At 70.3% G+C, this 25,120-nt stretch carries 22 protein-coding genes, 2 tRNA genes and 1 riboswitch; of the genes, 17 read left to right on the top strand and 7 right to left on the bottom strand.

The features are described from left to right. The first annotated feature begins 58 nt into the window (after window positions 1-58). The 5 genes from KAK03_RS10060 (at window position 59) to KAK03_RS10040 (ending at window position 6,814) form a co-directional block, all read left to right on the top strand. Window positions 59-2,629, top strand: a complete 2,571-nt coding sequence (locus KAK03_RS10060) for a PAS domain-containing sensor histidine kinase (protein WP_210853821.1) — start codon at window positions 59-61, stop codon at window positions 2,627-2,629. Then, the gene (locus KAK03_RS10055; RefSeq protein WP_210804387.1) at window positions 2,626-3,249 is read left to right on the top strand and encodes a response regulator transcription factor; all 624 of its coding nucleotides are present in this window, start codon (window positions 2,626-2,628) and stop codon (window positions 3,247-3,249) included. The genes KAK03_RS10060 and KAK03_RS10055 overlap by 4 nt, the downstream gene beginning before the upstream one ends. 73 nt (window positions 3,250-3,322) lie before the next feature. Next, on the top strand, window positions 3,323-4,177 hold the full coding sequence (gene folD, locus KAK03_RS10050; protein ID WP_210853820.1) for a bifunctional methylenetetrahydrofolate dehydrogenase/methenyltetrahydrofolate cyclohydrolase FolD: 855 nt from the start codon (window positions 3,323-3,325) through the stop codon (window positions 4,175-4,177). A gap of 44 nt (window positions 4,178-4,221) precedes the next feature. After that, window positions 4,222-6,261: a M3 family metallopeptidase gene (locus tag KAK03_RS10045; RefSeq protein ID WP_210853819.1), complete on the top strand. Its 2,040-nt coding sequence runs from the start codon at window positions 4,222-4,224 to the stop codon at window positions 6,259-6,261. Between the two features lie 49 nt (window positions 6,262-6,310). After that, entirely contained in the window at window positions 6,311-6,814 is a 504-nt protein-coding gene (locus KAK03_RS10040) for a glutaredoxin family protein (RefSeq protein ID WP_210853818.1), read from the top strand. Window positions 6,815-6,832: 18 nt separating this feature from the next. On the opposite strand, the gene KAK03_RS10035 is transcribed toward KAK03_RS10040, so the two are convergent. The 6 genes from KAK03_RS10035 to KAK03_RS10010 are packed head-to-tail and all read right to left on the bottom strand — an operon-like array spanning window position 6,833 to window position 12,445. Continuing rightward, window positions 6,833-8,008, bottom strand: coding sequence for an MFS transporter (locus tag KAK03_RS10035; protein ID WP_210853817.1), 1,176 nt, complete (start codon window positions 8,006-8,008; stop codon window positions 6,833-6,835). Continuing rightward, window positions 8,005-9,006, bottom strand: coding sequence for a 2-hydroxyacid dehydrogenase (locus KAK03_RS10030; protein WP_210853816.1), 1,002 nt, complete (start codon window positions 9,004-9,006; stop codon window positions 8,005-8,007). Before KAK03_RS10030 ends, KAK03_RS10035 begins: the two co-directional genes overlap by 4 nt. After that, complete coding sequence (locus KAK03_RS10025; protein WP_210853815.1) at window positions 9,006-10,274, bottom strand: putative Na+/H+ antiporter; 1,269 nt, start codon at window positions 10,272-10,274, stop codon at window positions 9,006-9,008. Before KAK03_RS10025 ends, KAK03_RS10030 begins: the two co-directional genes overlap by 1 nt. 40 nt (window positions 10,275-10,314) lie before the next feature. Then, window positions 10,315-11,022, bottom strand: a complete 708-nt coding sequence (locus tag KAK03_RS10020) for a nitroreductase (RefSeq protein WP_210853814.1) — start codon at window positions 11,020-11,022, stop codon at window positions 10,315-10,317. Between the two features lie 5 nt (window positions 11,023-11,027). Then, the gene (locus KAK03_RS10015; protein ID WP_210853813.1) at window positions 11,028-11,465 is read right to left on the bottom strand and encodes an acyl-CoA thioesterase; all 438 of its coding nucleotides are present in this window, start codon (window positions 11,463-11,465) and stop codon (window positions 11,028-11,030) included. Beyond that, complete coding sequence (locus KAK03_RS10010) at window positions 11,462-12,445, bottom strand: histone deacetylase family protein (RefSeq protein WP_210853812.1); 984 nt, start codon at window positions 12,443-12,445, stop codon at window positions 11,462-11,464. Before KAK03_RS10010 ends, KAK03_RS10015 begins: the two co-directional genes overlap by 4 nt. 205 nt (window positions 12,446-12,650) lie before the next feature. Between KAK03_RS10010 and KAK03_RS10005 the strand changes: the two genes are divergently transcribed. Continuing rightward, window positions 12,651-13,202 (top strand): phasin family protein, encoded by a 552-nt coding sequence (locus KAK03_RS10005; RefSeq protein WP_210853811.1) that lies wholly within the window; start codon window positions 12,651-12,653, stop codon window positions 13,200-13,202. A gap of 160 nt (window positions 13,203-13,362) precedes the next feature. On the opposite strand, the gene KAK03_RS10000 is transcribed toward KAK03_RS10005, so the two are convergent. After that, complete coding sequence (locus tag KAK03_RS10000) at window positions 13,363-14,301, bottom strand: patatin-like phospholipase family protein (protein WP_210853810.1); 939 nt, start codon at window positions 14,299-14,301, stop codon at window positions 13,363-13,365. 145 nt (window positions 14,302-14,446) lie between these two features. Between KAK03_RS10000 and KAK03_RS09995 the strand changes: the two genes are divergently transcribed. From KAK03_RS09995 to KAK03_RS09945, 11 genes are all read left to right on the top strand, one after another. Beyond that, a complete protein-coding gene (locus KAK03_RS09995; protein WP_210853809.1) occupies window positions 14,447-16,165 on the top strand; it encodes a nitrite/sulfite reductase in 1,719 nt (572 codons plus the stop codon). Between the two features lie 15 nt (window positions 16,166-16,180). Next, on the top strand, window positions 16,181-16,669 hold the full coding sequence (locus KAK03_RS09990) for a DUF934 domain-containing protein (RefSeq protein WP_210853808.1): 489 nt from the start codon (window positions 16,181-16,183) through the stop codon (window positions 16,667-16,669). Then, a complete protein-coding gene (locus KAK03_RS09985; RefSeq protein ID WP_210853807.1) occupies window positions 16,666-17,448 on the top strand; it encodes a phosphoadenylyl-sulfate reductase in 783 nt (260 codons plus the stop codon). Before KAK03_RS09990 ends, KAK03_RS09985 begins: the two co-directional genes overlap by 4 nt. Window positions 17,449-17,455: 7 nt before the next feature. Then, a complete protein-coding gene (cobA, locus tag KAK03_RS09980; RefSeq protein WP_210853806.1) occupies window positions 17,456-18,208 on the top strand; it encodes a uroporphyrinogen-III C-methyltransferase in 753 nt (250 codons plus the stop codon). 105 nt (window positions 18,209-18,313) lie between these two features. Next, the gene (gene fdxA / locus KAK03_RS09975) at window positions 18,314-18,637 is read left to right on the top strand and encodes a ferredoxin FdxA (RefSeq protein WP_210804402.1); all 324 of its coding nucleotides are present in this window, start codon (window positions 18,314-18,316) and stop codon (window positions 18,635-18,637) included. Window positions 18,638-18,723: 86 nt separating this feature from the next. Continuing rightward, window positions 18,724-18,830: riboswitch (TPP riboswitch) on the top strand. Between the two features lie 82 nt (window positions 18,831-18,912). Next, window positions 18,913-21,012, top strand: a complete 2,100-nt coding sequence (locus KAK03_RS09970) for a TonB-dependent siderophore receptor (RefSeq protein ID WP_210853805.1) — start codon at window positions 18,913-18,915, stop codon at window positions 21,010-21,012. A 39-nt stretch (window positions 21,013-21,051) separates the two neighbouring features. Next, window positions 21,052-21,127: transfer RNA gene (locus KAK03_RS09965), tRNA-Asn, on the top strand. Between the two features lie 105 nt (window positions 21,128-21,232). Then, a tRNA-Asn gene (locus KAK03_RS09960) sits at window positions 21,233-21,308 on the top strand. Window positions 21,309-21,430: 122 nt separating this feature from the next. Further along, entirely contained in the window at window positions 21,431-23,620 is a 2,190-nt protein-coding gene (locus KAK03_RS09955; protein ID WP_210853804.1) for a C1 family peptidase, read from the top strand. A gap of 142 nt (window positions 23,621-23,762) precedes the next feature. Continuing rightward, entirely contained in the window at window positions 23,763-23,990 is a 228-nt protein-coding gene (locus tag KAK03_RS09950) for a sulfurtransferase TusA family protein (protein ID WP_210853803.1), read from the top strand. A 2-nt stretch (window positions 23,991-23,992) separates the two neighbouring features. Beyond that, entirely contained in the window at window positions 23,993-25,099 is a 1,107-nt protein-coding gene (locus tag KAK03_RS09945; RefSeq protein ID WP_210853802.1) for a YeeE/YedE family protein, read from the top strand. Window positions 25,100-25,120: the final 21 nt, after the last annotated feature.

The following is a 25,120-nucleotide window of genomic DNA, read 5'->3' as shown; positions in this document are numbered from 1 at the left end:
GCATCTGGCCGATTCCGGACCGTGTCCCAGGTCACGCGGGCCGGATAATCCACACCGCATGAGCAAGCTCGCCGAACTTTCCGCCACCTACCGCTCGCGGCTGAACCGCCTTTTCGGACGCTGGTGGCGCAAGCAGTCCCCGGCGCGCCAGGACCGCTTCGCCACGATCGGCCCGCTGCTGTCGGTGCTGATGTTCCTGGCGGCCATCACCGCCGCGTCCTGGTACCTGCGCAACGAGGAAATCGAGCGCACCGCCGAGGCGCTGCGCCGCGACACCGAGGTGGCCCAGCAACAGATCCGGCTGCACCTGATCGAGAACCAGGAGCAACTGGTGCGCATCGCCCGCGAGCTGGCCACGCGCGACATCACCACCTCCGATTTCCTGGACCAGGCAGCCACCTTCCAGCGCGAGCGCCCTGCGGTGCGGCGCATCGCCTGGATCACCGCCCAGCGTCAGGTTCGTGCCAGCCAGGAACTGATGGGATTTGCGCCGCTGGTGGCCACCGACGGCGTCAAGACCGACCCCTCACTGCCCGCCCAGGGCCAGCCGATCGACGCCGAGTTCACCTTCCAGGCCGCCCGCGACAGCCGCCAACCGGTCTACTCGCACGCCTTCACCGATGCCGCTGGCGTGCCGGTGTTCCAGATCCAGGTGCCGCTGATCGACCGCGGCAACTTCAATGGCGTGCTCGCCATCGACTACGGCATCGAGGCCCTGCTGCGCCACCATGTGCCGCCCGAGGTCACGCGCCGCCACAGCATCGCCGTGCTTGACAGCGGCGGCCGCACGCTGACCAGCACCGTCACCGCGATGCCCGGCCAGCGCAGCAGCCCGCCCTCGCTGAGCTACGAGCTGCCGCTGGCGCCGATGTCCAACGGACTGGTGCTCAAGGGCATGGGCTACCGCACCTCGGTCGGCCTCATCGGCAGCACGCTGTTCTGGATGGTGGTGGCGCTGTCGGTGCTGACGGTGTGGATGCTGCTGGGCACCTGGCGCCATGTGCGCCGGCGCGCGCAGATCCAGGGCGCGCTGGTGCAGGAAACCAACTTCCGTCGGGCCATGGAGAACTCCATGCTGACCGGCATGCGGGCGATGGACCTGGAAGGCCGGGTCACCTACGTCAACCCGGCCTTCTGCGCGATGACCGGCTTCTCCGAGGACGACCTGGTCGGCGGGCGCCCGCCCTTCCCCTACTGGCCCAGCGACCGCATCGAGGAGAACTCGCGCCTGCTGCAGCAGGAGCTGCAGGGTCGCAGCCCGGCCGGCGGCATCGAGGTCAAGGTGATGCGCAAGGATGGCTCGGTCTTCGATGCGCGGATGTACGTCTCGCCGCTGATCGACCCCAAGGGCCAGCAGACCGGCTGGATGACCTCGATGACCAACATCACCGAGGCCAAGCGCATCCGCGACCAGCTCAGCGCCTCGCACGAGCGCTTCACCACCGTGCTGGAAGGCCTGGAGGCCGCCGTGTCGGTGATGTCGGTCCAGCACAACGAGCTGCTGTTCTGCAACCGCAGCTACCGGCTGTGGTTCGGCGCCGACGCCCAGGGCCATTCGCTGCTGGCCAGCAGCGCCGGCGACAGCGTCTTCCAGACCGAGGACGACGAGGACGTCGACAACCTCTCCGGCCTGCCCACCCATCCGCTGACCGAGACCAGCACGCAGCCGCACGAGGTGTTCATCGACTCGCTGCAGATGTGGTTCGATGTGCGCTCGCGCTATGTGCAATGGACCGACGGCCGCCTGGCCCAGATGCTGATCGCCACCGACATCACCGCCCGGCGCCGGGTGGAGGAGCTGGCGCGCCAGCAGGCCGAAAAGGCCTCGGTGACCAGCCGGCTGATCACGATGGGCGAGATGGCCTCGTCGGTGGCGCATGAGCTGAACCAGCCGCTGACCGCGATCAACAACTACTGCAATGGCATGGTCAGCCGGGTGCAGGCCGGGAGCATCAGCAACGACGACCTGGTGGCGGCACTGCAGAAGACCGGCCGCCAGGCCGAGCGCGCCGGGCAGATCATCCACCGCATCCGCAGCTTCGTGAAACGCAGCGAGCCGCAGCGCCAGGCGGCCCAGGCCAAGGACATCGTCGAGGACGCGGTGGAGCTGGCCGGCATCGAACTGCGCCGTCGCAAGGTCAACATCCACACCTATGTGGCCCAGCGCCTGCCGACGCTGCATGTCGACCCCATCCTGATCGAGCAGGTGCTGCTGAACCTGCTGAAGAACGCCGCCGAGGCGATCGACGGCGCCCGCATGCCGCCCACGCGGCGACACATCGAGCTGCGCGTGGCGCCGCGCCACACCGCCGAGGAAGGCGGGGTGATCGAGTTCAGCGTGACCGACACCGGCCCCGGCATCCCCGAGGACGTGCTCAGCCGACTGTACGAAGCCTTTTATTCGACCAAGGCCGACGGCATGGGCATCGGCCTGTCCTTGTGCCGCTCGATCATTGAGTCGCACCGTGGTCGGATGAGGGCCCAGAACCAATACAATGGCACGCATGTGACGGGGTGCCGGTTCGCCTTCACCCTGCCCGTCGACCTCAGCCAGCGCGCCGAGGCACCGCCGGTACCCGAAGTACCCGACGAGGCCGCGGCCGCCAACTCCAACGCTGCTTCCTCATGAGCCTGATCCCCAAGAAAGGTACCGTCTACGTGGTCGACGACGACGAGGCGGTCCGTGACTCCCTGCAATGGCTGCTCGAGGGCAAGGACTACCGGGTCAAGTGCTTCGACTCGGCCGAATCCTTCCTGTCGCGCTTCGACCCGCGGGAAGTGGCCTGCCTGATCGCCGACATCCGCATGGACGGCATGAGCGGTCTGGAACTGCAGGACCGGCTGCTGGAGCGCAAGAGCCCGCTGCCCATCGTCTTCATCACCGGCCACGGCGACGTGCCCATGGCGGTGAACACCATGAAGAAGGGCGCGATGGACTTCATCGAGAAGCCCTTCAAGGAAGAAGAGCTGGTCTCGCTGGTCGAGCGCATGCTGGACCAGGCCCGCGTGGCCTTCAGCCAGCACCAGGAGCAGGCCAGCCGCGACGCCCTGCTGTCGCGCCTGACCACCCGTGAGGCGCAGGTGCTTGAGCGCATCGTCGCCGGCCGCCTGAACAAGCAGATCGCCGACGACCTGGGCATCAGCATCAAGACGGTCGAGGCGCACCGCGCCAACATCATGGAAAAGCTCAACGCGAACACCGTGGCCGACCTGCTGAAGATCGCGCTGGGTGCTTCCCAGAAGGCCTGATCCGGCCCGACACCACCGAACGGGGCCTTGCGCCCCGTTTTGCATTCCTGATCCCTCCTGCACACACACCGCCATGACCGCCCAACTGATCGACGGTAACGCCCTCTCCGCCCAGGTTCGCGCCGAGGTGGCGCAACGCGCCGCAGCCCTCACCGCCCGCGGCCACCGCCCCGGCCTGGCGGTGATCCTGGTGGGCGACAACCCCGCCAGTGCCGTCTATGTGCGCAACAAGGTCAAGGCCTGCGCCGACGCCGGCTTCCACTCGGTGCTGGAGAAGTACGACGCCGACCTCTCCGAGGCCGCGCTGCTGGCCCGGATCGACGCCCTGAACAAGGATCCCGCCATCCACGGCATCCTGGTGCAACTGCCGCTGCCCAGGCACATTGATGACCACAAGGTCATCGAGACCATCTCGCCGGCCAAGGACGTCGACGGCTTCCACGTCGCCAGCGCCGGCGCGCTGATGGTGGGCGAGGTCGGCTTCAAGGCCTGCACCCCCTACGGCTGCATGAAGATGCTGGAATCCATCGGTCTGAAGGACCTGCGCGGCAAGCATGCGGTGGTCATCGGCCGCAGCAACATCGTCGGCAAGCCGATGGCGATGATGCTGCTGCAGGCCAATGCCACCGTCACCGTCTGCCACAGCGGCACGGCCGACCTGGGCGCCTTCACCCGGCAGGCCGATGTGGTGGTGGCCGCGGTGGGCAAGCGCAACGTGCTGACCGCCGACATGGTCAAGCCCGGCGCGGTGGTGATTGACGTGGGCATGAACCGCAACGACGAGGGCAAGCTGTGCGGCGATGTCGACTTCGCCGGTGTGCGCGAGGTGGCGGGCTGGATCACCCCGGTGCCCGGCGGCGTCGGCCCGATGACCATCACCATGCTGCTGGTCAACACGCTGGAAGCCGCCGAGCGGGCCGCCGCCTGACCCTGGGCCCTTCACGGACACCCTTGCGCGCCGAAGATCACGCCATGAACACCGACAACCCGCTGCTGCAACTCGACGGCCTGGTGGCCTATGACCTGATCCGCCCCGAGCAGGTGGCGCCCGCGATGACCCAGCTGCTGGCCGACGCCGAAACCGCGCTGGACCGCTGCGTCGGCCCGGATGTGGCGATCGACTATGACGCCTTGTCACTGTCGCTGGGCGTGGCCACCGAACGCCTGTCGCGCGCCTGGGGCGCGGTGGGTCACCTGTGCCACGTGGCCGACACGGCCGAGCTGCGCGCCGCCCGCGCGGCGCTGCTGCCCCGCGTCACCGAGTTCTACACCCGCCTGGGCAGCGACGAGCGCCTGTACGCCAAGTACAAGGCGCTGGCCGCCAGCCCGCAGGCGGCCACGCTCAGCGCGCCGCGCCAGTCGGCACTGGCCCACTGGCTGCGCGACTTCCGCCTGGGCGGCGCCGACCTGCAGGGCGCAGCCCGCACCCGCTACGCCGAGATCCAGGAGCGCAGCGCCGCGCTGTCGCAGGCCTTCTCGAACCACGTGCTCGACGCCACCGATGCCTTCGCCCTGTACCTGGAGCCCGCGCAGCTCGACGGCGTGCCGGCCGATGCGGTGCAGGCCGCCCGTGCCGCCGCCGAGGCAGAGGGCCGCGCCGGCTGCAAGATCACGCTGCATGCGCCCAGCTACCTGCCGGTGATGCAGTACGCCCACGACCGCGCGCTGCGCGAGCAGCTCTACCGCGCCTATGTCACCCGGGCCAGCGAGTTCGGTCCGCCCGAACGCGACAACGCGCCGGTGATGGCCGAATTGCTGCAGCTGCGCGCCGAGGAGGCCGCACTGCTGGGCTTCGCCAACTTCGGCGAGCTGTCGCTGGCCGCCAAGATGGCGCGCAGCCCGGACGAGGTGATGGCCTTCCTGCGCGACCTGGCCCGGCGCGCCCGCGGCCCGGCCGAGCGCGACATGGCCGAGCTGCGCGCCTTTGCCACGGCGCAGCTGGGGCTGAACGAGCTGCATTCCTGGGACATCGCCTATGTGAGCGAGAAGCTCAAGGAGGCCCGCTACGCCTTCAGCGACCAGGAGGTGAAGGCCTATTTCCCGCTGCCCAAGGTGCTGGACGGCCTGTTCTCGATCATCTCCTCGCTGTTCGACGTCACGATCACGCCGGCCGAGGCGCGCACCTGGCACCCGTCGGTGCGCTTCTACCGGCTGGAGCGGGCGGGTGCGCTGGTGGGCGAGTTCTACCTGGACCCCTATGCCCGCCCAGGCAAGCGCCCGGGCGCCTGGATGGACGACGCACGCGAGCGCTGGCTGCGCCCGGACGGCCGCGGCCTGCAGACCCCGGTGGCCCATCTGGTGTGCAATTTCGCCGCCCCGGTGGGCGACAAGCCGGCGCTGCTGACCCACGACGACGTCACCACCCTCTTCCACGAGTTCGGTCACGGCCTGCACCACCTGCTCACCCGCATCGAGGACATGGGCGTCTCGGGCATTGCCGGCGTTGAATGGGACGCGGTGGAGTTGCCCAGCCAGTTCATGGAGAACTTCTGCTGGGAATGGGACGTGCTGCAGCGCCTGACCGCCCATGTCGACACCGGCGAGCCGCTGCCGCGTGCGCTGTACGACAAGATGAACGCGGCCAAGAACTTCCAGAGTGGCATGCAGACGTTGCGGCAGGTCGAGTTCGGCCTGTTCGACATGCGCATCCACACCGAAGCCGATGCGCCCGGCCGTGTGCAGGCGATTGCCGAATCGGTCCGCGACGAGGTGGCGGTGGTGCAGCCGCCGGCCTTCAACCGCATGCCCAACACCTTCTCGCACCTGTTCGCCGGGGGCTACGGCGCGGGCTATTACAGCTACAAGTGGGCCGAGGTGCTGTCGGCCGACGCCTGGAGCGCCTTCGAGGAGGCTGGCGTGCTGGATGCCGCCACCGGCGAGCGCTTCCGCCGCGAGGTGCTGGAGGTCGGCGGCAGCCGCCCGGCGCTGGAGAGCTTCCAGGCCTTCCGCGGCCGCGAGCCCCGCATCGATGCGCTGCTGCGCCACCAGGGCATGGCTGGCTTGCCCGCCTGAGCGCCCTGCCCGACACTATGACCGTGCCCGCTTCCGCGCTCACCCACCGATGAACCACCGCCCCCTCCTCCGCCCGTTGGCGTCGCTGGCCCTGGCCACCCTGTGCCTGGGCAGCGCCTGGGCGCAGACCCTGCCCTATGAACTGCGTGAGGCCAGCAACCGCTACCCGGTGCAGCTGATCACCGGCAAGGATTGCCGCGCCTGCGAGCCTGCGCGCCAGTTGCTGGTGCAGCGCGGCGTGCCGTTCACCGAGAAGAAGGTCGACACCGCAGGGGACATCGCGGCGCTGCGCCACCTGACCGGCGCCACCTCGCTGCCGGTGCTGATCGTCGGTCGGCAGCAGGTGGTCGGTCTGGTGAGCCAGGAGTGGAACAGCTACCTGGACGCCGCCGGCTACCCCAAGGACAACCGCCTGCCCAAGAACTGGGCCCGCCCGGCCCCCGAGCCGCTGGGCCCGGCCGTGCCGCCGGCGCCCGCGGTGCCCAGTCCGGCGCCAACCTCTCCGGCGCCTGAGCCCACCGACGACCCGTCGCGGCCGAAGATCCGCTTCTGAGCGTCGGCTGAGGCCTGCTCAGCCCGCCACCTCGCGTGCGTGGGCAGGCGGCAGCCGCCCGGCCTGCCACCAGGCCAGCGCCAGCAGGCTGCTCATCAGCCACATCGGTGCCGCGCGGCTGGTGGCCCCGGCCAGCAGGCCGAACAGCAGCGGCATGCCGATCGTCGCCGCGTTGGTGGCCAGCATGCGCAGGCCCAGCGCCTCGCCATGGCGGGCTGCCGGCGTGACCTGGTGCAGCAGGGCCAGCACCATCGGCTGCACCGAGCCCAGCGCCACCCCCAGCACCGCCGAGCCCAGCAGCATGCCACCCACACCAGGCAGGAAGGCATAGACCAGGCACGTGCTGCCCGCCACGGCCATCGCCCACCGCAGCGCCCGGACCTCGTCCAGGTGATCGGCCCAGCGTGAAATCGCCAGCCGCACCAGGCTGGCCGCCACCGCAAAGCTGCCCAGCACCAGGCCGATGGCCGAGGCGCTCATCCCGCGCGCGTGGCCCAGCACCGGCACCACGAAGCTGTGGGCATCCCAGGTCGACGACAGCGCCAGGTTCAGCCCCACCAGCAGCACCAGCGGCGGGTGGCGCCACAGCGCGCTGCGCGTGCGCGCCGACGCCGCCGCTGCGGCCGGCGGCTTCGGGGCCAGGCGCGGCAGCAGGCGACCCAGCCACCAGGCCAGCAGCGGCAGGCTCGCGGCCAGCACGAAGCCGGCGCGGAACCCCACATGGTCGATCAGCAGGCCCACCAGCACCGGCGCCGCCGCATTCGAGATCGCCGGTCCCAGCGCCACCCAGCTGAACACCCTTTTCAGGTCGGACGGATCCCGCGCCATCAGCCCGGCCTCGCGCTGGATGCCCACCGCCGCCACCGCAATGCCGCCGCCGGTACACAGCGCCGCCCAGGCCAGCGCCAGCGTGTGCTGGCTCCAGACCGCGATGCCCGCCCCGGCGCAGCCCAGCAGCACCCCCACCGCCAGCGGCCGGTGCAGGCCGTGACGGTCGGCCAGTCGGCCGGCCCACAGGCTCAGGCCGATCGGCGCCACCGCGAACAGGGACAGCAGTGCACCGACCTGCCATTCCGGTGCGCCGCGGTGCAGCAGCAACAGGCTGGCGGTGACACGTGTGGCCGCCATCGCGGCATGCACGCAGACCAGTGCGGCGATGACGGCCCAGAAACGCTCGCGCAGCGCACTGCTCATCGAGGCCGTGCCAGCACCTCGGGGTTCAGCGCCGTGGGCGGCGTGCCGCCGCTGAAGAAGGCCAGCAGGTTGTCGGCCGCCAGCTGGGCCATGGCCAGGCGGGTGCGCAGGCTGGCGCTGGCGATGTGGGGCGTCAGCACCACGTTGGAGGCGGCCAGCAGGCCGGGGTGGACCGAGGGCTCGCCCTCGAACACATCCAGACCGGCAGCCGCCAGCGGGCCCTCGCGCAGCGCCTGGGCCAGCGCGGCATCGTCCACCACACCGCCGCGGGCGATGTTCACCAGCGTGGCGCCGGGCTTCATGCGGGCCAGCTCGGCCGCGCCCACCAGGTGGTGGGTCTCGGGCGTGTAGGGCACGACGATCACCAGGTGATCGGCTTCGGCCAGCAACGTGTCCTTGTCCACCCAGCGGGCCCCCAGCGCGGCCTCGGTCTCGGCCGGCAGGCGGCTGCGGTTGTGGTAGACCAGCTTCATGCCAAAGCCCAGCACGCCGCGCCGCGCCACGGCCTGGCCGATGCGGCCCATGCCCAGGATGCCCAGCGTCGCGCCGTGCACATCCTGGCCGGCGAACAGGTCCACGCTCCAGTAGCGCCACTGGCCGGCGCGCAGGAAATGCTCGCTCTCGGTCACCCGACGGGCCGTGGCCAGCAGCAGTGCGAAGCCGAAGTCCGCCGTGGTTTCGGTCAGCACATCGGGCGCGTTGCTCACCAGCACCCCGCGTGCGGTGCAAGCCGCCAGGTCGATGTTGTTGTAACCCACCGCCATGCTGCAGACCGCGCGCAGGCGCGGGCAGGCATCGAGCAGTGCGGCGTCGATGCGCTCGGTGGTGGCGACGAACACGCCGTCGCAGCCAGCCAGCCGCTCGCGCAGTGCCTCAGGCGACAAGGCCTGGTCGCTGTCGTGCACGTCCAGCAACAGCGACGCGGACAAGCGCTCAAGCACCGGTGCGAAGATTCGCCGGGTGACCAGCACGCGGGGACGTTGGTCCTTGTCGTCCATCACAGCACCTTGAAAGCGATCATCGCCACCACGGTGGGGCCCAGGGCAGCCAGGAACAAGCCGCCGGCATGGACCGCACCGTCCTCGAAATGCTTGCGCAGGATGGCCATGCCAGCCGGGTTGGGCGCGTTGGCAATGACCGTCAGACCACCGCCGGTCACGGCACCGGCGACCAGCGCGTACTTGAACTCGTCGCTCAGGCCATCCACCAGGGAGCCCAGGTAGGTCAGCGCGGCGTTGTCGGTGACAGCGGTCAGCGCCGTAGCGCCCAGGTAGATGGCGTCGGCATTCATGCTCATCAGCAGCGGCTGCAGCCACCAGGCCTGCAGCCCCCCCAGCACCACCAGACCGGCCAGGAAGAAGGCCACCAACAGGCCCTCGCGCAGCAGCAGGCGGCTGTCCTGGTGCTGCGGGTAGGCATTGGCCACGCCCATGAACAGCAGGAAGATGCCCATGAAGATCGGCGGATGGTGGGCGAACATCACCACGCCGGCCAGGAAGACCAGGTGCAACGTGGTGATCAGCCAGGGAATGCGCGCAGCGGCATCGGCCGCCTGGGCGTCGTCGCGCGGCATGGCCGACAACTCGCGCCAGAACAGCACCGTCAGCAGGCCACCATTGACCACCACCGCCAGTGCCGAACGCCAGCCAAAGGTGGCCAGCATGAACGGCAGATCCCAGCCCCACTTGGCCGCCACCATCAGCACCGGCGGGGCGGCAAAGGGCGTCAGCGTGCCACCGATCGAGACATTGACGAACAGGGTGCCCAGCGCGCCATACATCAGCCGCACCGAGATGCCCTGGCTGAAGAAACCCGCCGACAGCATCAGCGCACCCAGGGTCATCGCCGCCGGCTCGGTGATGAAGGAGCCCAGCAGGGGCACGACGGTGATGATGACCAGGAAGCGCCCAGCCCGCCCCGGCAGCGGCAGCAGCCTGGACAACAGCCCCACGCAGATGCTGGCCAGCGACAGCACCGGCCGCGTGGCGGCGATCACCATGATGGCGAAGACGAACATCGGCTCAGTGAAATTGCGCCCGTCGATGTAGCGCAGGGCGCTGGGCGAGCCTTCGATGGCGAACATGCAGGCCATCAGCACCATCGCCCAAAAGCCGAACACCACCTCGACCTCACCCAGCAGGTGCCACAGGCCCGCGTGGGCGGGACGGGTGTGCGCCAGATGCTCGAAGAACTTGGTCGAGAAGGTGTGGAGGATGGCCACCGCGAAGATCGCGGCGCCGATCCATTCCATCGTGCTGGCGTGCATGGGGAGTCTCGTCGAAGGGGCGGCCGATTCTAGGAGGCCGTCAATCCAGGAAGCGCGCAAAGCCGGCCACCGGCTCGCGCTCGGTGACCAGGCTGTTCTCGATGCGCTCCGGGTCGGCATGGCCCAGCGACATGCCGCAGACCACCATCTGCTTGGCGGCATCCAGACCCAGGAAGTCCTCGATCACGCGGTGGAACTGCGTGAAGGCCGCCTGCGGGCAGGTGTCCAGCCCGCGGGCCCGCGCCGCCACCATGACGTTCTGCAGGAACATGCCGTAATCGAGCATGCTGCCGGTGCCCATGATGCGGTCGATCGTGAAGATCAGGCCCACCGGCGCATCGAAGAAGGCGTAGTTGCGGCCGTGCTGCTCGTGCATGCGCTGCTTGTCGGTCTTGCCGATCTGCAGCAGGCTGTAGAGGTCCCAACCCACCTTGCGGCGGCGGTCGATGTAGGGCGACACCCACTGCGCCGGGTAGTAGTCGTACTCCTCGGTGTGACGTGCGCGCTCCTCGGGGTCATCAAAGGCGCTGCGCACGCGCCGGCTCAGCTCGGCCAGCGACGCACCGGTCAGCACATGCACCTGCCAGGGCTGCGTGTTGGTGCCCGACGGCGCGCGCGACGCCACCGCCAGGATCTGCTCGACGGTCTCGCGCGGCACCGGCGTGGGCAGGAAGGCGCGGATCGAGCGGCGGCTGGTGATGGCGGCATCGACCGCGGCGATGGACTCGGGGGTGATGGAGGTGGGCATCGGTCTCAGGTTCTCAGGGGTTCCAGGGCGGCGCGCAGAGCGTCCGGCAGGGGCACCGGGCGGCGGCTGTCGCGGTCGACATAGACATGGACGAAATGGCCGCTGGCGGCGCTCAGCGGCTCGCCAGCCGCAAACAGGCCGATCTCGTAGCGCACGCTGGAGCTGCCCAGGTGCGCCACGCGCAAGCCGGCCTCGACCAGCTGCGGAAAGGCCAGCGGCGCGAAGTAGTTGCAGCGCGTCTCGATCACCAGGCCGATCGTGCGGCCGGCGTGGATGTCCAGCGCGCCGGTCTCGATCAGGTAGCTGTTGACCGCGGTGTCGAAGTAGCTGTAGTAGTGGACGTTGTTGACATGGCCGTAGATGTCGTTGTCCATCCAGCGGGTGGGGACCGGACGGAACAGGCGGTAGCTGCTGCGGGCGTCGGGTTGCGGGCGGGCGCTCATCGGGCGGATTGTTCCACCGCGGCGGCGGCGTCCGTGTCGCCCGCGCGGCACCCACGGCCCCAGACTTGCCAGGATTGCCAGGCCAGCTCGATGGTGGTGGCCTGCAGCGCCACGGTGACCTCGATGTCGTGGCCGTAGCCGCCGGCCATGCTCAGCGCCACCGGGACCTGGCGCAGGCGCAGCCACTCCAGCACCCGGCGGTCACGCTCGGCCAGGCCGGCGGCCGTCAGCTTCAGCCGGCCCAGGCGGTCGCCCTCGTGCGGGTCGGCGCCGGCCAGGTAGAAGGCCAGGCCAGGTGGCTGCGCGGCCAGGCGGCACTCCACCTCCACCAGCGCGGCGTCCAGTGCCTCGAGGTAGGTTTCGTCGCGGCAGCCGTCGGGCAGTTCAACGTCCAGGTCGCTGGCTTCCTTGCGGAACGGGAAGTTGCGCGCGCCGTGCATCGACAAGGTGAACACCGAGGGGTCGCGGGCGAAGATCGAGGCCGTGCCGTTGCCCTGGTGCACGTCCAGGTCGATCACCAGCACCTGCAGCCCCTGGGCCTGGCGGCGCAGCCATTCGGCCTGCATCAGGCGCGCGGCCACCGCCACGTCGTTGAAGACACAGAAACCCGCCCCCTTGTGCGCATAGGCATGGTGGGTGCCACCCGCCAGGTTGGCCGCCACCCCCTCGGACAGGGCCTGGCGCGCGGCGGCAATGGTGGCGCCCACCGACCGACGGGAGCGCTCGGCCATCGACGGCGTCCAGGGAAAGCCGATCTCGCGCTGCTCGGCCGCCGTGGTGGTGCCTTCCAGCACGGCGGAGATCCAGCGCGGCTCATGGGCCAGCGCCAGCTCGCCCTCGCTGGCCGGTGGGGCCGGAATCAGGCGGATCTGTGGCAGGTCGCGCGCCACCCGCTCCCGCAGCAGCCGGTACTTGGAGACCGGAAAGCGGTGGCCCGTGGGCAGCGGCAGGACATGGTGGTCGGAGGTGTAGGCGTGCACGCAGCGATTCTGCGGCGTGCGCGCTGACCGGCGCCGGTGCGGGGTCTGGGCGACGCGACGGGGCTGGGTTAGAGCGATGCCCCTAGAGTTTGCTGCACCGCACAAAAAAGTGCTTGCAATCCTGCGGGTAGACCCGCATACTTCGTTCCATGCTGCAGTGCAACAAACACGGCAGCAAGTGTTCAACCCCCCTTAGGAGATTCACATGCTGACCGCTGAACAACTGCTCGCCGCCCAGAAGGCCAACGTCGAAACCCTGTTCGACCTGACCGGCAAGGCCTTCGAAGGCGTGGAAAAGCTCGTCGAGCTGAACCTGCAAGTCGCCAAGGCCTCGATGACCGAAGCCGCCGAGACCACCAAGGCCGCCCTGTCGGTCAAGGACGCGCAAGAGCTGATGAGCCTGCAAGCTGGCCTGCTGCAACCGGCCGCCGAGAAGGCCGCCGCCTACAGCCGTCACCTGTACGACATCGTCGCCGCCACCAACGCCGAAGTCGTCAAGCTGGCCGAGAGCCAAGTGGCTGACGCCCAGAAGTCGTTCACCGGCCTGGTCGACAGCGCCGTCAAGAACGCCCCGGCCGGCACCGAGAACGCCGTCGCCCTGGTGAAGTCGGCCATGGCCGCCGCCAACAACGCCTACGAGAGCGTGCACAAGGCTGCCAAGCAAGCCGCCGAAGTGGCCGAAGCCAACTTCCAGGCCGTGACCGCGCAAGCCGTCAAGACCACGCAGACCGCCACCAAGTCGCGCCGCGCCGCCTGATTCCCAGGCTGCGCCGACCGCCCTGCCCAGGGCGGTCCTCACTCTCTATCTGTGAAGGTTGTCTCCTCGGTACCTCCGAAGACTGGCTTCCAGGTACCCTTCAGACCCGGCCCCGCGGCCGGGTCTTTTTTTTGTCGGCGCGATCTTGTCAGCGCGTTCGTCAGCGCGCCAGGGCGGCCAGTTTCTGGCGGATCGCCGGCAGCATCGCCTGCGCCGCCTCGCGGCCCGCTTTCAATGCCTTCAGCCGCGCCGTGAAGTCGGTGCCGGCCACGCCGGTCAGCGTGGGGCGCAGCACGACGTCGGCGTCCTTCAGCTCCCACTGGTTGATGCTGCGGCCCATGATCGAGAAGGTCTGCAGCAGCAGGCGCAGCGCGTCGCCGGTGGCGCCGCCGTCCGGCGGCGTGGAGATGTCCACCGCGATCACCATCTCGGCGCCCATCTCCCGCGCATAGCGCACCGGCACCGGCGACACCAGGCCGCCGTCCACGTACTCGCGGCCGTTGATGCGCACCGGCTGGAACACCGCCGGCACCGCGCTGGAGGCCCGCACCGCCGAGCCGACATCGCCGCGGCGGAACAGGATGGGCTGGCCGTCGGCCAGGTCGGTGGCGACGATGCCCAGCGGCAGCTTCATCTGCTCGATCGGCAGCCCGCCGGTCTGCTTGCGCACATACACCGCCAGCGCCTCGCCCTTGAGCACGCCACGGCCCGGAAAGGCCCAGTCGGTCAGCGCCGATTCGTCCATGTCCTGGGCCATGCGGCCCAGGTCGGTGCCGCTGTGGCCGCTGGCGTACAGCGCCGCGACCAGGCTGCCCGCCGAGGTACCGGTCACCAGCTGCGGCCGGATGCCCTGCTCCTCCAGCACCTGGATCACGCCGATGTGGGCAAAGCCGCGCGCCGCGCCGCCACCCAGCGCCAGGCCCAGCACCGGCGGGCGCAGCACCCGGGGCGGGGGCGGCGGTGGAGGCAGCACCGGGGCGGGGGACGGTGCGGGGGCCGGCAACGGGGGCGTCGTCTGGCAGCCCGCCAGGCCCCCCAGGGCCGCCAGCGCGGCCCACTGCAGGCCCAGGCGGCGGCGCCGGTCGAGGATCTCGGTCATGGCGCGCATTCTAGGAAGGCGCCGCACACGGGCTGGCGTGGCTTTATATAACCGTCAGATATGTTCATCTGAAATTTGATTCGTTTTCAAACATATGCGTTTTCCCTAGAGTGCGCAGCCAGACCTCTTCCGCACCCGGAACGCCATGTACGCCTACACCGCCTTCGACCGCCAATTCGTCCGCCAGCGCGCCGCCCAGTTTCGCGACCAGCTGACGCGTCACCTGGCCGGCGAACTGCCCGACGACGACTTCCGGGCGCTGCGCCTGCAGAACGGCTGGTACGTCCAGCGCCATGCGCCGATGCTGCGCGTGGCCGTGCCCTATGGCGAACTGGCCAGCCGCCAGCTGCGCACCCTGGCGGCGATCGCGCGCGAATTCGACCGCGGCTTCGGCCACTTCACCACCCGCCAGAACCTGCAGTACAACTGGATCCCGCTGGACCGCGCCGCCGACGTGATGGACCGCCTGGCCGAGGTCGACATGCACGGCATCCAGACCAGCGGCAACTGCATCCGCAACATCACCACCGACGCACTGGCCGGCATTGCGCCGGACGAGGTGGTCGATCCGCGGCCCTACGCCGAGATCCTGCGCCAGTGGAGCACGCTGCACCCCGAGTTCGCCTTCCTGCCGCGCAAGTTCAAGATCGCGATCACCGGTGCCGCCGAAGACCGCGCCGCCATCCTGTGGCACGACATCGGTCTGCAGGTGCTGAAGAACGCCGAGGGCGAGGTGGGCTTCAAGGTCTTCGTCGGCGGCGGCATGGGCCGCACGCCGGTGATCGCCAGCGAGATCGCCGCCTTCGTGCCCTGGCAGCAGATCCTGGTCTACCTGGAAGCGGTGGTGCGCACCTACAACCGCTTCGCCCGCCGCGACAACGCCTACAAGGCACGCATCAAGATTCTGGTCAAGGCCGAGGGCCAGCGCTTCTTCGACGCCGTCCATGCCGAGTTCGAGAAGATCCTGAACGTCGATGCCGGCGGCCGCGAGCACATCATTCCGGTGGCCGAGCTCGAGCGCGTGTCGCGCCACTTCGAGGTTCCCGCCGGCGTGCGCCCGGCCGCCCCGGGCTTCAACCCGCACCGCACCGGCCCGGCCGACCCGGCCTTCCTGCGCTGGCTGGAACGCAACGTGTCCGCGCACCGCGTGCCCGGCTACCGTGCGGTCACGCTGTCGCTCAAGCGCGCTGGCCAGGCCCCGGGCGATGCCACCGCCGACCAGATGGACGCCGCCGCCACGCTGGCCGACCGCTACAGCCAGGGCGAGCTGCGTGTCACCCATGAGCAGAACCTGCTGCTGCCCTGGGTGCGCGAGGCCGACCTGCTGGCCGTCTGGCACGCCGCCAAGGACGCCGGCTTCGCCACCCCCAACCTGGGCCTGCTGACCGACATCATCGCCTGCCCCGGCGGCGACTTCTGCGCGCTGGCCAATGCCCGCTCCATCCCCGTGGCCGCCGAGATCACCGAGCGCTTCGCCGACCTGGACGAACTGCACGACCTGGGCGACATCGACCTGCACATCAGCGGCTGCATGAACTCCTGCGGCCACCACCACACCGGCCACATCGGCATCCTCGGCGTCGACAAGGACGGCAAGGAGTGGTACCAGGTCTCTGTGGGCGGCTCCGACGGTCGCGTGGCCAGTGGCGCAGCCACGCCCGGCAAGGTGATCGGCCCGGCCTTCGCGGCCGAGGAAGTGACCGACGCCATCGAGGCCCTGGTGCAGGTCTACCGCACCGAGCGCGCTGCCGGCGAAGCCTTCGTCGACACCATGCGCCGTCTGGGCACCGCGCCGCTGCGCGCCGCCACCGACGCGGTGCGCCACGCCACCGCTCAACACCAGCCCGAATCCGCCGAAGCCTGAGTGAGTCCGACTGCCATGCTGTTCATCCACACCCATGACGACCCCTGGCACCGCGTTGGCGGTGAAGACGGCCCGGTGCCCCATCCCCAGCCGGCAGCGCACCTGCTGCTGAGCCTGGAGCAGTGGCACGCCGTGCGCGACACCTGGCCGGCCGACCTGCCGGTGGGCGTGCAGTTGCCCAACACCGCCGACGTCGAAGACCTCGCCGCCGACCTGCCCCGCCTGGCGCTGGTGGTGCTGCACTTTCCCAAGTGGGTGGACGGCCGCGCCTACAGCCAGGCCCATCTGCTGCGCGCCCGCCTGGGTTACCGCGGCCAGGTGCGCGCCACCGGCGAGGTGCTGGTCGACATGCTGCCGCTGCTGCAGCGCACCGGCTTCGACGCCGTGCAACTGCGTCCCGACCAGAAGGAATCCCACGCGCTGCGCGCGCTGGGCCTGGTCACCGATCACTACCAGGGCGACGTGCACCAGCCGCGCCCGCTGTTTGCGCGAGTTGCCGCATGAGCACCACCTCTTCCCTGCCCTGGGCCGCTGCGCCCGCCGTCTCCGACGCCAAGGCCCTGTACGCCCGCCACACGCCCGGCTTCGAGCAACGCGTGGCCGACACGCTGGAGTGGCTGCGCCGCGCCGCCGCCGAGCACCCCGGCCAGGTCGTGCTGGCCAACAGCCTGGGCGCCGAGGACATGGTCCTGACCGACCTGATCGCCCGCCACCAGCTGCCCATCGCCATCGGCACGCTGCAGACCGGCGCGCTGCACGCCGAGACGCTGGCGCTGATCCCGCAGATCGAGCAGCGCTACGGCCTGAAGGTCGAGCTCTACGCGCCGCCGCAGGAATCGGTGGTGCATTTCGTGCGCCAGCATGGCGAGCAGGCGATGTACCAGAGCATCGAGCTGCGCAAGGCCTGCTGCCAGGTGCGCAAGCTCGAGCCGCTGTCGCGCATGCTGGGCGGCCGCAGCGCCTGGGTCACCGGCCTGCGCCGCGAGCAGTCGGCCAACCGCGGCACCATGCCGGCGGTGGAGACCGAGCCCAACGGCCGCGTCAAGTTCAATCCGCTGGTCGAGTGGAGCTGGAACGACGTCTGGCACTACATCGCCCAGAACGACGTGCCCTACAACGCGCTGCACGACCAGTTCATGCCCAGCATCGGCTGCGCCCCCTGCACCCGCGCCATCGCGGTGGGCGAGGAGTTCCGCGCCGGGCGCTGGTGGTGGGAAGACGAATCGGCCAAGGAATGCGGCCTGCACGTCAAGAAGCCCGAGGCCGAGCGCGCCCTGGCATGATGTCCGGATGACCGGACACGTGCTCTTCATCGGCGCCGGCCCCGGCGCCGCCGACCTGATCACCCGCCGCGGCTGGACCCTGCTGGGCACCGCCACGGTGGTGCTGGCCGATGCGCTGGCCGACCCGGCGCTGCGCGAGGCCGCGCCGGCAGCACGCTGGATCGACGTCGGCAAGCGCGGCTTCTCGCACGCCACCGCTCAGCACGAGATCAACCGCCTGCTGGTCGAACTGGCCGGCGCGGGCGAGCGCGTCGCGCGCCTGAAGGGCGGCGACCCCAGCGTCTTCGGCCGCCTGGAGGAAGAGATCGAGGCGCTGCAAGCGGCCGGCCTGGGCTACGAGGTGGTGCCCGGCGTCAGCGCCGCACAGGCCGCTGCCGCCGCCACCGCGCGGCCACTGACGCGCCGCGGCGAGGGCCGCAGCGTGGCCTTCAGCACCGCGATGACCGCCCAGCACGAGCTGCGCGTGGAGCGCCGCGCCGACACCGAGATCTTCTACATGGCCGGCCAGCAGCTGGCCGCGCTGGGCGAGCGCCTGCAGGCCGCCGGCTGGCCGGCCGATGCGCCGGCCTGTGTGGTCTCGCGTGCGGGCTGGCCCGACCAGCGCGTCAGCGACCACCAGGTGGGCACGCTGGGCCAGGCCCACGCACTGCATGCCGGCCGTCCGGCCGTGGTGCTGGTGGGCGTGGGCTCGACCCCGCTGAGCGCGGGACACACTGCGGCGATTGCGGGATATCACTCGGACCCCCCTGCCACCCTTTAGAATTGCGGGTTTGCCGTTGGTGCCTGCCCCCGCGCGGGATGGCATGAGCGACGGCCAGCGCCCCAGGCGCCCGCCTCCCATCATTCACACTCTGACCGTCGCCCCATGACCCACGTCGTCACCGAAGCCTGCATCCGCTGCAAGTACACCGACTGCGTCGACGTCTGCCCCGTCGATTGCTTCCGCGAAGGCCCCAATTTCCTGGCCATCGACCCGGACGAATGCATCGACTGCGCCGTCTGCATCCCCGAGTGCCCGGTCAACGCCATCCTGCCTGAGGAAGACGTGCCCGGCGACCAGCAGGCCTACATCCAGCTCAACGCCGACCTGGCCAAGAAGTGGCCCAGCATCACCAAGCGCAAGGCCGCGCTGCCCGATGCCGACCAGTGGAAGGACGTCAAGGGCAAGCTGGACCAGCTGCAGCGCTGAGCCCCCGGCGCCCCTGATCCCAGGCCCGCCGCGTGCGGGCCTTTTCACGTCTGGCACAATTCGCCTCGCGGTGCAGATTACTGCGCCGCATCCGCTAGGGGTGCTCCGAGCCGTTCACGGCTTCGGGGCTGAGAAAACACCCTTTGAACCTGACTGAGGTAATCCTCGCGCAGGGAAGCAGCCGTCCTTCGGCCTGCCGGCGTCCGCCCGTTCCAGGCCGCGCCGCCCAGGTCTCCCGACCAAGCCGCCTGCGCCATCACTGGACCTGTCCACGTATGGCTGACACCACCGTTCTCCGCCGTTTCCGGCACACCCTGCCCGCCCTCGCCGCCCTGGCCGCACTCGGTGCGTCGGCGCAATCCACCCAGGTCACCGTCACCGGCCGCGCACCGCAGTTGCCGGCCGACGTGGCTGGTTTTGGCGACGTCCCTGCCGAGCGCACGCCCATCGCCACCGTCACCGCGGGCACCACCGCCCTGCGCGACCAGGGCATAGACACCCTGGGCGAGATCACCCGCCTGGACGCCAGCCTCGGCGACGCCTACAACGCCCCCGGCTACTGGGCGCAGATGCGCGTGCGCGGCTACGCGCTGGACAACCGCTTCAACTTCCGCCGCGACGGCCTGCCGATCAACGCCGAGACCGCGCTGGGCCTGGAGAACAAGGACCGCATCGAGGTGCTCAAGGGCATCAGTGGCATGCAGGCCGGCACCAGCAGCCCCGGCGGCCTGGTCAACCTGGTGGTGCGCCGGCCGCGGGGCGACGCCACCACCGTGCTGCTCGGGGCCGCCGATGACGGCAGCCTGCGCGCCGCCGCCGACATCGACCGCCGCGTGGGCGAGGCCGTGGGCCTGCGCCTGACCCTGTCCGCCGACCGCCTGCGACCACTGCTGCACGACACCGACGGCCAGCGCTGGCTGGCCGCCTTGGCCGGCACCTGGCGCCTGTCGGCCGACCAGACGCTGGAGGCCGAGGTGGAGCGCAGCCACCAGGCCCAGCGCAGCGCCGCCGCCTTCAGCCTGCTGGGCAGCACACTGCCCTCGGCCAGCGCCATCGACCCCCGCATCAACCTGAACAACCAGTCCTGGGCCGGCCCGGTGGTGTTCGACGGCCACACCGCCAGCCTGCGCTACACCCAGACCCTGGCCGAGGGCTGGCGTGTGCAGGCCCACGCGATGACCCAGCGCCTGCGCACCGACGACCGCATGGCCTTCCCCTTTGGCTGCAGCAGCGAGAACACCTACGACCGCTTCTGCAGCGACGGCAGCTTCGACGTCTACGACTTCCGCAGCGACGGCGAGCACCGCGACAGCAACGCCCTGGCGCTGCGCCTGGACGGTCAGGCCCGCACCGGCGACTGGACGCATGCCTTGGGTCTGTCGGTGCTGGCCACACGCTACCGTCAGCGCATGGGGGCGCAGGCCTTCAACTGGGCCGGCGTCGGCACGATCGATGGCCAGGCCGTGGTGCCCGCATCGCCGGTGCCTGCCGATACCAACACCAACCGCGACGAGCGCAGCACCGAGTGGCAGTTCACCGACCGCCTTCAGAACGGCCCCTGGGGGCTGTGGCTGGGCCTGCGCCACACCGCACTGCAACGCGACAGCGTGCGCACCGACGGCAGCCGCGCCACGTCCTATGACCAGGGCTTCACCACGCCCTGGCTGGCCGCCACCTGGCAGCTCACGCCGCAGGACATGGCCTACGCCAGCTGGGGCCAGGGCATCGAGAGCGTGGTCGTGCCCAACCGCAGCAGCTACGGCGCCCAGGCCGGCCAGCCGCTGCCCGCGCTGCGCAGCCGCCAGGCCGAACTGGGCTGGAAGCATGAGGAGCGCGACTGGGGCACCTCGCTGGCCGCCTTCGACATCCGCCGCCCGGCTGTCACCGACACCGGCAGCGCCTACCTGATCGACGGTGCCGCCCGCCACCGCGGGCTGGAAGCCGCTGGCGAGACACGCTGGGGCGAGTTCAGCCTGCGGGGCTCGGCGCTGTGGCTGCACGCCGTGCGCGAGGACGCCGCCGATGCCGCGATCAACGGCCTGGTTCCCGAGAACGTCGCGCGCCGCGTGTTGCGCGCCCAGTTGGGCTGGCAGCCCGGCGCCCTGCCCGGCCTGCTGCTGCAGGGCTGGCTGTCGCACGAGGGTCCGCGCTACGTGCTGCCCGACAACAGCATTGAGAGCGGCGCCTGGACCACCGTGGGCCTGAACGCCCGCTATGGCTGGCGCGAGGGGGGCCGCGACTGGATCGCGCGCCTGGGCGTGGACAACCTGTTCGACCGCCGCGCCTGGCAGGAGACGCCGTTCCAGTTCGGCCATGCCTACCTCTACCCGCTGGCACCGCGCACCTGGCGCGCTTCAGTCCAGGTCAGCTTGTGAGAGTGCTGAAAATCTGCCTATAATCTCAGGCTTACCTGTTCCCCGATAGCTCAGTCGGTAGAGCGCCGGACTGTTAATCCGTAGGTCCCTGGTTCGAGCCCAGGTCGGGGAGCCAACCGTATCCACAGCTGCCTTGGCAGTTGCCCAGGTTGGCGTGCTGCAGGTCATGATCAAGACGCCGGTGTGCCACCGTATGCACCGGCCGACATCCAAGATCCCTTCCCCGATAGCTCAGTCGGTAGAGCGCCGGACTGTTAATCCGTAGGTCCCTGGTTCGAGCCCAGGTCGGGGAGCCAGACTGCCCAGCCCGTCGTGTCACCACGACGGGCTTTTTCTTGGGATCCGCCTCCCCAAGGCATCAGAGTGGCCCTGTCCCGGCGATCGGCCTAGCATCGGCCCACGCCACCGGGAGACCGCCATGCCCACCAAGAACGTGCAGATCGGCCAGCGCGCCGTGTCGCTCGACGCCCGCCCCGACCGCCTGGACCTGCGTGACCGCGCCTACCTGCCGCCGCTGGGCAACCTGCCCATGCAGTGGCCCGGCGATGCCGATGTGCGCGAGCTGCTGCCGCGCTACGCGCCGATGATCCTGGACCAGGGCGAGGAAGGTGCCTGCACCGGCTTCGGCCTGGCGGCGGCAATCAACTACCAGCTGTTCATCCGCGGCCTGGGCGGTCATGGCCCGTCGCCACGGCAGGTCAGTCCGGCGATGCTCTACCAGCTGGCCCGCCTGTACGACGAGTGGCCCGGCGAAGACTACGAAGGCTCCAGCTGCCGTGGCGCGCTCAAGGGCTGGCACCGCCACGGCGTGTGCCGCGCCGACCTGTGGCCACACGGCACCGACCCGCAGGGCCGCCGCCTCTCACCGCAGGAAGACCCCAAGCGCGCCGACGACCCCGAGCGCAACTGGGACGTCGACGCGCTGGCCTGCACCCTGGGCGTGTACTACCGGGTGGACGTGCGATCAGTGGTCGACCTGCAGGCCGCGCTGAGCGAGAACGGCGTGGTCTATGTCTCGGCCACGGTGCATGAGGGCTGGGCCGTGCCCAGCCGCAAGACCCTGACCAGCCACGCCGACCTGGTGCGCATCCGCACCGTCGCCCGGCCCAAGGACGCCGGCGGCCATGCCTTCGCGCTGGTCGGCTACAACACCGACGGCTTCGTGGTGCAGAACTCCTGGGGTGCCGACTGGGGCTCGCACGGCTTTGCGTTGCTGCCCTACGAGGACTGGGTGCTGCACGCCAGCGACGCCTGGGTCTTCACGCTGGGCGTGCCGCGTCTGGCGTCCGCGCCCGCCGCAGCGCCCGCCAGGCGCGGTGCCAGGTCCAAGCCGGCGGCCGGCACCGCCCCGGCCCGCCGCGCGCCGCGCTTCCTGGTGCCCACCGGCACCGGCGCCACCGCCGCCGCCAACGAGCGGCCCGCCGGCCTGGTGGGCGCCGACGACGCGCTGATGCGCCGCTACCAGGGCCTGCGCAACCGCGCCCACCAGCCGCTGGACGCCGACCAGGCCTATCGCCACACCCTGGTGCTGGACCGCGGCTTTCCGGTGCGCAACGACATCACCGCCGACAGCGCCGCCAGCGCGCTGCAGACCGCCGTGCTGACCCGGCCGCTGGCCTGGCTGAAGGCGCAGGGCAGCGTCAAGCTGATGGTCTATGCCCACGGCGGCCTCAACAGCGAAGCCGACTCGATCACCCGCATCCGCGTGATGGCCCCTTACGCACTGGCCAACGGCATCTACCCGCTGTTCATCAGTTGGCGCTCGGGCCCGATGGAGACCATCTCCGACCTGGTCGAGGAGCAGATGGCCCGCTTCGGCCTGGGCAGCCGCGGCGGCGCACCGGCGCGCGGCTGGCTGGACCGGCTCAGCGAAACCACCGACCGCATGCTCGAGCCCGCGCTGCGCGGCCCCGGCGGCGCGATGTGGGGCCAGATGAAGCTCAACGCCGAACGCGCCAGCAACGACGCCCAGGGCGGCGTGCGGCTGATGGTGGCGCAGTTGCAGGCGCTGAAGGCGCAGATCCCCAAGCTCGAGATCCACCTGCTGGGCCACTCCGCCGGCTCGATCGTGCTGGGCGCCATGCTGGATCGCCTGCACGAGGCCGGTCTGAAGGCCGCCAGCCTGCGCCTGTTCGCCCCCGCCTGCACGCTGCGCTTTGCACTGGACCACTACCGCCCGGCGGTGCAGCGCGGCACGCTGGCCGCCGACCGGCTGGCGATCCATGCGCTGTCGGACGCCAATGAACTGAACGACAGCGTCGGTCCCTACCGCAAGTCGCTGCTGTACCTGGTCAGCCGGGCCTTCGAGGACGTGCACAAGATGCCGATCCTGGGCATGGCCAAGGCCTTCGACCCCGGCTCGCTGGCCGCCGACCTGTGGTCGCAGGACCGCCGCCAGGAGGTGCTGGACTGGCAGGCCTTCTGGAGCAGCCTGGGTCAGGGCCAGCCACAGGTGTTGAGCAAGCCCAGCGTGTCCAACGGTGTCAAGGGCATCGCGGCCTCGCATGGCTGCTTCGACAATGCGGTGGACATCTACGCCCAGGCGCTGGGGGCGATCGTGTCGCCCCAGGCGCCCGTGGCGGTGAAGGTGGAGCGGCTGGACTACTGACGCCCCGAGAGGCTCGCCCCGGCCGGTGGGTCTGTCGGCGGCGGCGGCCCCACGCAGCGATCGGGCGGGCGCGTGCCCGACAATCGAGGCTGCCGCCCGCGGCCCGCCGATCCACGCCCCACCGAAGACAGGATACCCACCGATGCATTTTGACCAGGACCTCGACGCCTGCGGACTCGCCTGCCCGCTGCCCATCGTGAAGACCCGCAAGTCGCTGGCCGGCATGGCCAGCGGCCAGGTGCTGCGCGTGTCCACCACCGACCCGGGCTCGCTGGACGACATCCCCACCTTCGCCGAACAGACCGGCAATCCCCTGCTGGAGCAGCGCAGCGAAGGCGACCGCTTCGTGTTCTTCCTGCGCAAGGGTTGAGCATGTCGATCGAGAGCACGGTCGTTCTGGGCGGTCTGGTGTGCGCCATGGTGCTGGGCGCGGCCGCGCAGCGCAGCAACTTCTGCACCATGGGGGCCTTGTCCGACATCGTCAACATGGGCCACTGGGGCCGCATGCGCATGTGGGCGCTGGCCATGGCGGTGGCCATGGCCGGCACGGCAGCGCTGTCACAGGCGGGCCTGATCGACCTGACCCAGGCGGTGGCGATGCGGCCCCGCCTGCCCTGGCTGTCCTTGCTGGTGGGTGGTGTGCTGTTCGGCGTGGGCATGACCCTGGCGGGCGGCTGCGCCAACAAGAACCTGCTGCGCGCCGGCAGCGGCAGTCTGCGTTCGCTGGTGGTGCTGCTGGTGCTGGCGGTGTCGGCGAGCCTGGCGCTCAAGGGTCTGTTCGCGCAGTGGCGCGCACAGTGGCTGGACCCCGTGGCGCTGGACCTGGCCGCGCTGGGCTGGAAGGACCAGGGCCTGCCGAATCTGCTGCAGCAGGCCACGGGCCTGGCGCCGCAGCCGGCCGCCCTGGCCACCACCGGCGTGCTGGTGCTGGCGCTGCTGGTCTGGGTGTTTGCGGACCGGCGCTTCCGCAGCCAGGGCTGGCAGGTCCTGGGCGGCACCGTGATCGGCGCCTGCGTGGTGGCGGGCTGGTACGTCAGCGGCCACCTGGGCTTTGGCGAGAACCCCGAAACGCTGGAGATGGCTTACTTCGCCACCAATTCACGCGCGATGGAGTCGATGAGCTTTGTCGGTCCGCTGGCCTATGGCCTGGAGCTGTTGCAGCGCTGGACCGACCAGTCGCTGAAGATCAGCTTCGGCATCGCCAGCGTGCTGGGCGTGGTGCTGGGTGCGGCGGCGGTGTCGCTGGCCACCGGACGCTTCCGCTGGGAGGGCTTTGCATCGCTCGATGACCTGCGCCAGCAGCTGGCGGGTGCGGTGCTGATGGGCTTTGGTGGCGTGACGGCGCTGGGCTGCACCGTGGGCCAGGGGCTCAGCGGCGTGTCCACGCTGGCCATCGGCTCCTTCCTGGCGCTGGCCGGCATCATCGCCGGTGCGGTGACGACGCTGAAGTTCCTGCTGTGGCGGGCCGAGCGGGACTGAGGTCCCGCCACCCTCGGGTTT

The organism is Ideonella alba, assembly GCF_018069845.1.
Lineage (GTDB): Bacteria > Pseudomonadota > Gammaproteobacteria > Burkholderiales > Burkholderiaceae_C > Ideonella > Ideonella alba.
This window is presented reverse-complemented; position numbering and strand designations above follow the sequence as displayed.

Excerpts from the sequence above, each read along its gene's own strand:
- KAK03_RS10025 (WP_210853815.1), bottom strand. The coding sequence starts at position 10,274 with ATGCACGCCAGCACGATGGAATGGATCGGCGCCGCGATCTTCGCGGTG.
- KAK03_RS10020 (WP_210853814.1), bottom strand. The coding sequence starts at position 11,022 with ATGCCCACCTCCATCACCCCCGAGTCCATCGCCGCGGTCGATGCCGCC.
- KAK03_RS09970 (WP_210853805.1), top strand. The coding sequence starts at position 18,913 with ATGGCTGACACCACCGTTCTCCGCCGTTTCCGGCACACCCTGCCCGCC.
- KAK03_RS09995 (WP_210853809.1), top strand. The coding sequence starts at position 14,447 with ATGTACGCCTACACCGCCTTCGACCGCCAATTCGTCCGCCAGCGCGCC.
- cobA (WP_210853806.1), top strand. The coding sequence starts at position 17,456 with ATGACCGGACACGTGCTCTTCATCGGCGCCGGCCCCGGCGCCGCCGAC.
- KAK03_RS09990 (WP_210853808.1), top strand. The coding sequence starts at position 16,181 with ATGCTGTTCATCCACACCCATGACGACCCCTGGCACCGCGTTGGCGGT.
- KAK03_RS10000 (WP_210853810.1), bottom strand. The coding sequence starts at position 14,301 with ATGACCGAGATCCTCGACCGGCGCCGCCGCCTGGGCCTGCAGTGGGCC.
- KAK03_RS09985 (WP_210853807.1), top strand. The coding sequence starts at position 16,666 with ATGAGCACCACCTCTTCCCTGCCCTGGGCCGCTGCGCCCGCCGTCTCC.
- KAK03_RS10015 (WP_210853813.1), bottom strand. The coding sequence starts at position 11,465 with ATGAGCGCCCGCCCGCAACCCGACGCCCGCAGCAGCTACCGCCTGTTC.
- KAK03_RS09955 (WP_210853804.1), top strand. The coding sequence starts at position 21,431 with ATGCCCACCAAGAACGTGCAGATCGGCCAGCGCGCCGTGTCGCTCGAC.
- KAK03_RS10055 (WP_210804387.1), top strand. The coding sequence starts at position 2,626 with ATGAGCCTGATCCCCAAGAAAGGTACCGTCTACGTGGTCGACGACGAC.
- KAK03_RS09950 (WP_210853803.1), top strand. The coding sequence starts at position 23,763 with ATGCATTTTGACCAGGACCTCGACGCCTGCGGACTCGCCTGCCCGCTG.
- folD (WP_210853820.1), top strand. The coding sequence starts at position 3,323 with ATGACCGCCCAACTGATCGACGGTAACGCCCTCTCCGCCCAGGTTCGC.
- KAK03_RS10045 (WP_210853819.1), top strand. The coding sequence starts at position 4,222 with ATGAACACCGACAACCCGCTGCTGCAACTCGACGGCCTGGTGGCCTAT.
- KAK03_RS09945 (WP_210853802.1), top strand. The coding sequence starts at position 23,993 with ATGTCGATCGAGAGCACGGTCGTTCTGGGCGGTCTGGTGTGCGCCATG.
- KAK03_RS10060 (WP_210853821.1), top strand. The coding sequence starts at position 59 with ATGAGCAAGCTCGCCGAACTTTCCGCCACCTACCGCTCGCGGCTGAAC.
- KAK03_RS10040 (WP_210853818.1), top strand. The coding sequence starts at position 6,311 with ATGAACCACCGCCCCCTCCTCCGCCCGTTGGCGTCGCTGGCCCTGGCC.
- KAK03_RS10030 (WP_210853816.1), bottom strand. The coding sequence starts at position 9,006 with ATGGACGACAAGGACCAACGTCCCCGCGTGCTGGTCACCCGGCGAATC.
- fdxA (WP_210804402.1), top strand. The coding sequence starts at position 18,314 with ATGACCCACGTCGTCACCGAAGCCTGCATCCGCTGCAAGTACACCGAC.
- KAK03_RS10005 (WP_210853811.1), top strand. The coding sequence starts at position 12,651 with ATGCTGACCGCTGAACAACTGCTCGCCGCCCAGAAGGCCAACGTCGAA.
- KAK03_RS10035 (WP_210853817.1), bottom strand. The coding sequence starts at position 8,008 with ATGAGCAGTGCGCTGCGCGAGCGTTTCTGGGCCGTCATCGCCGCACTG.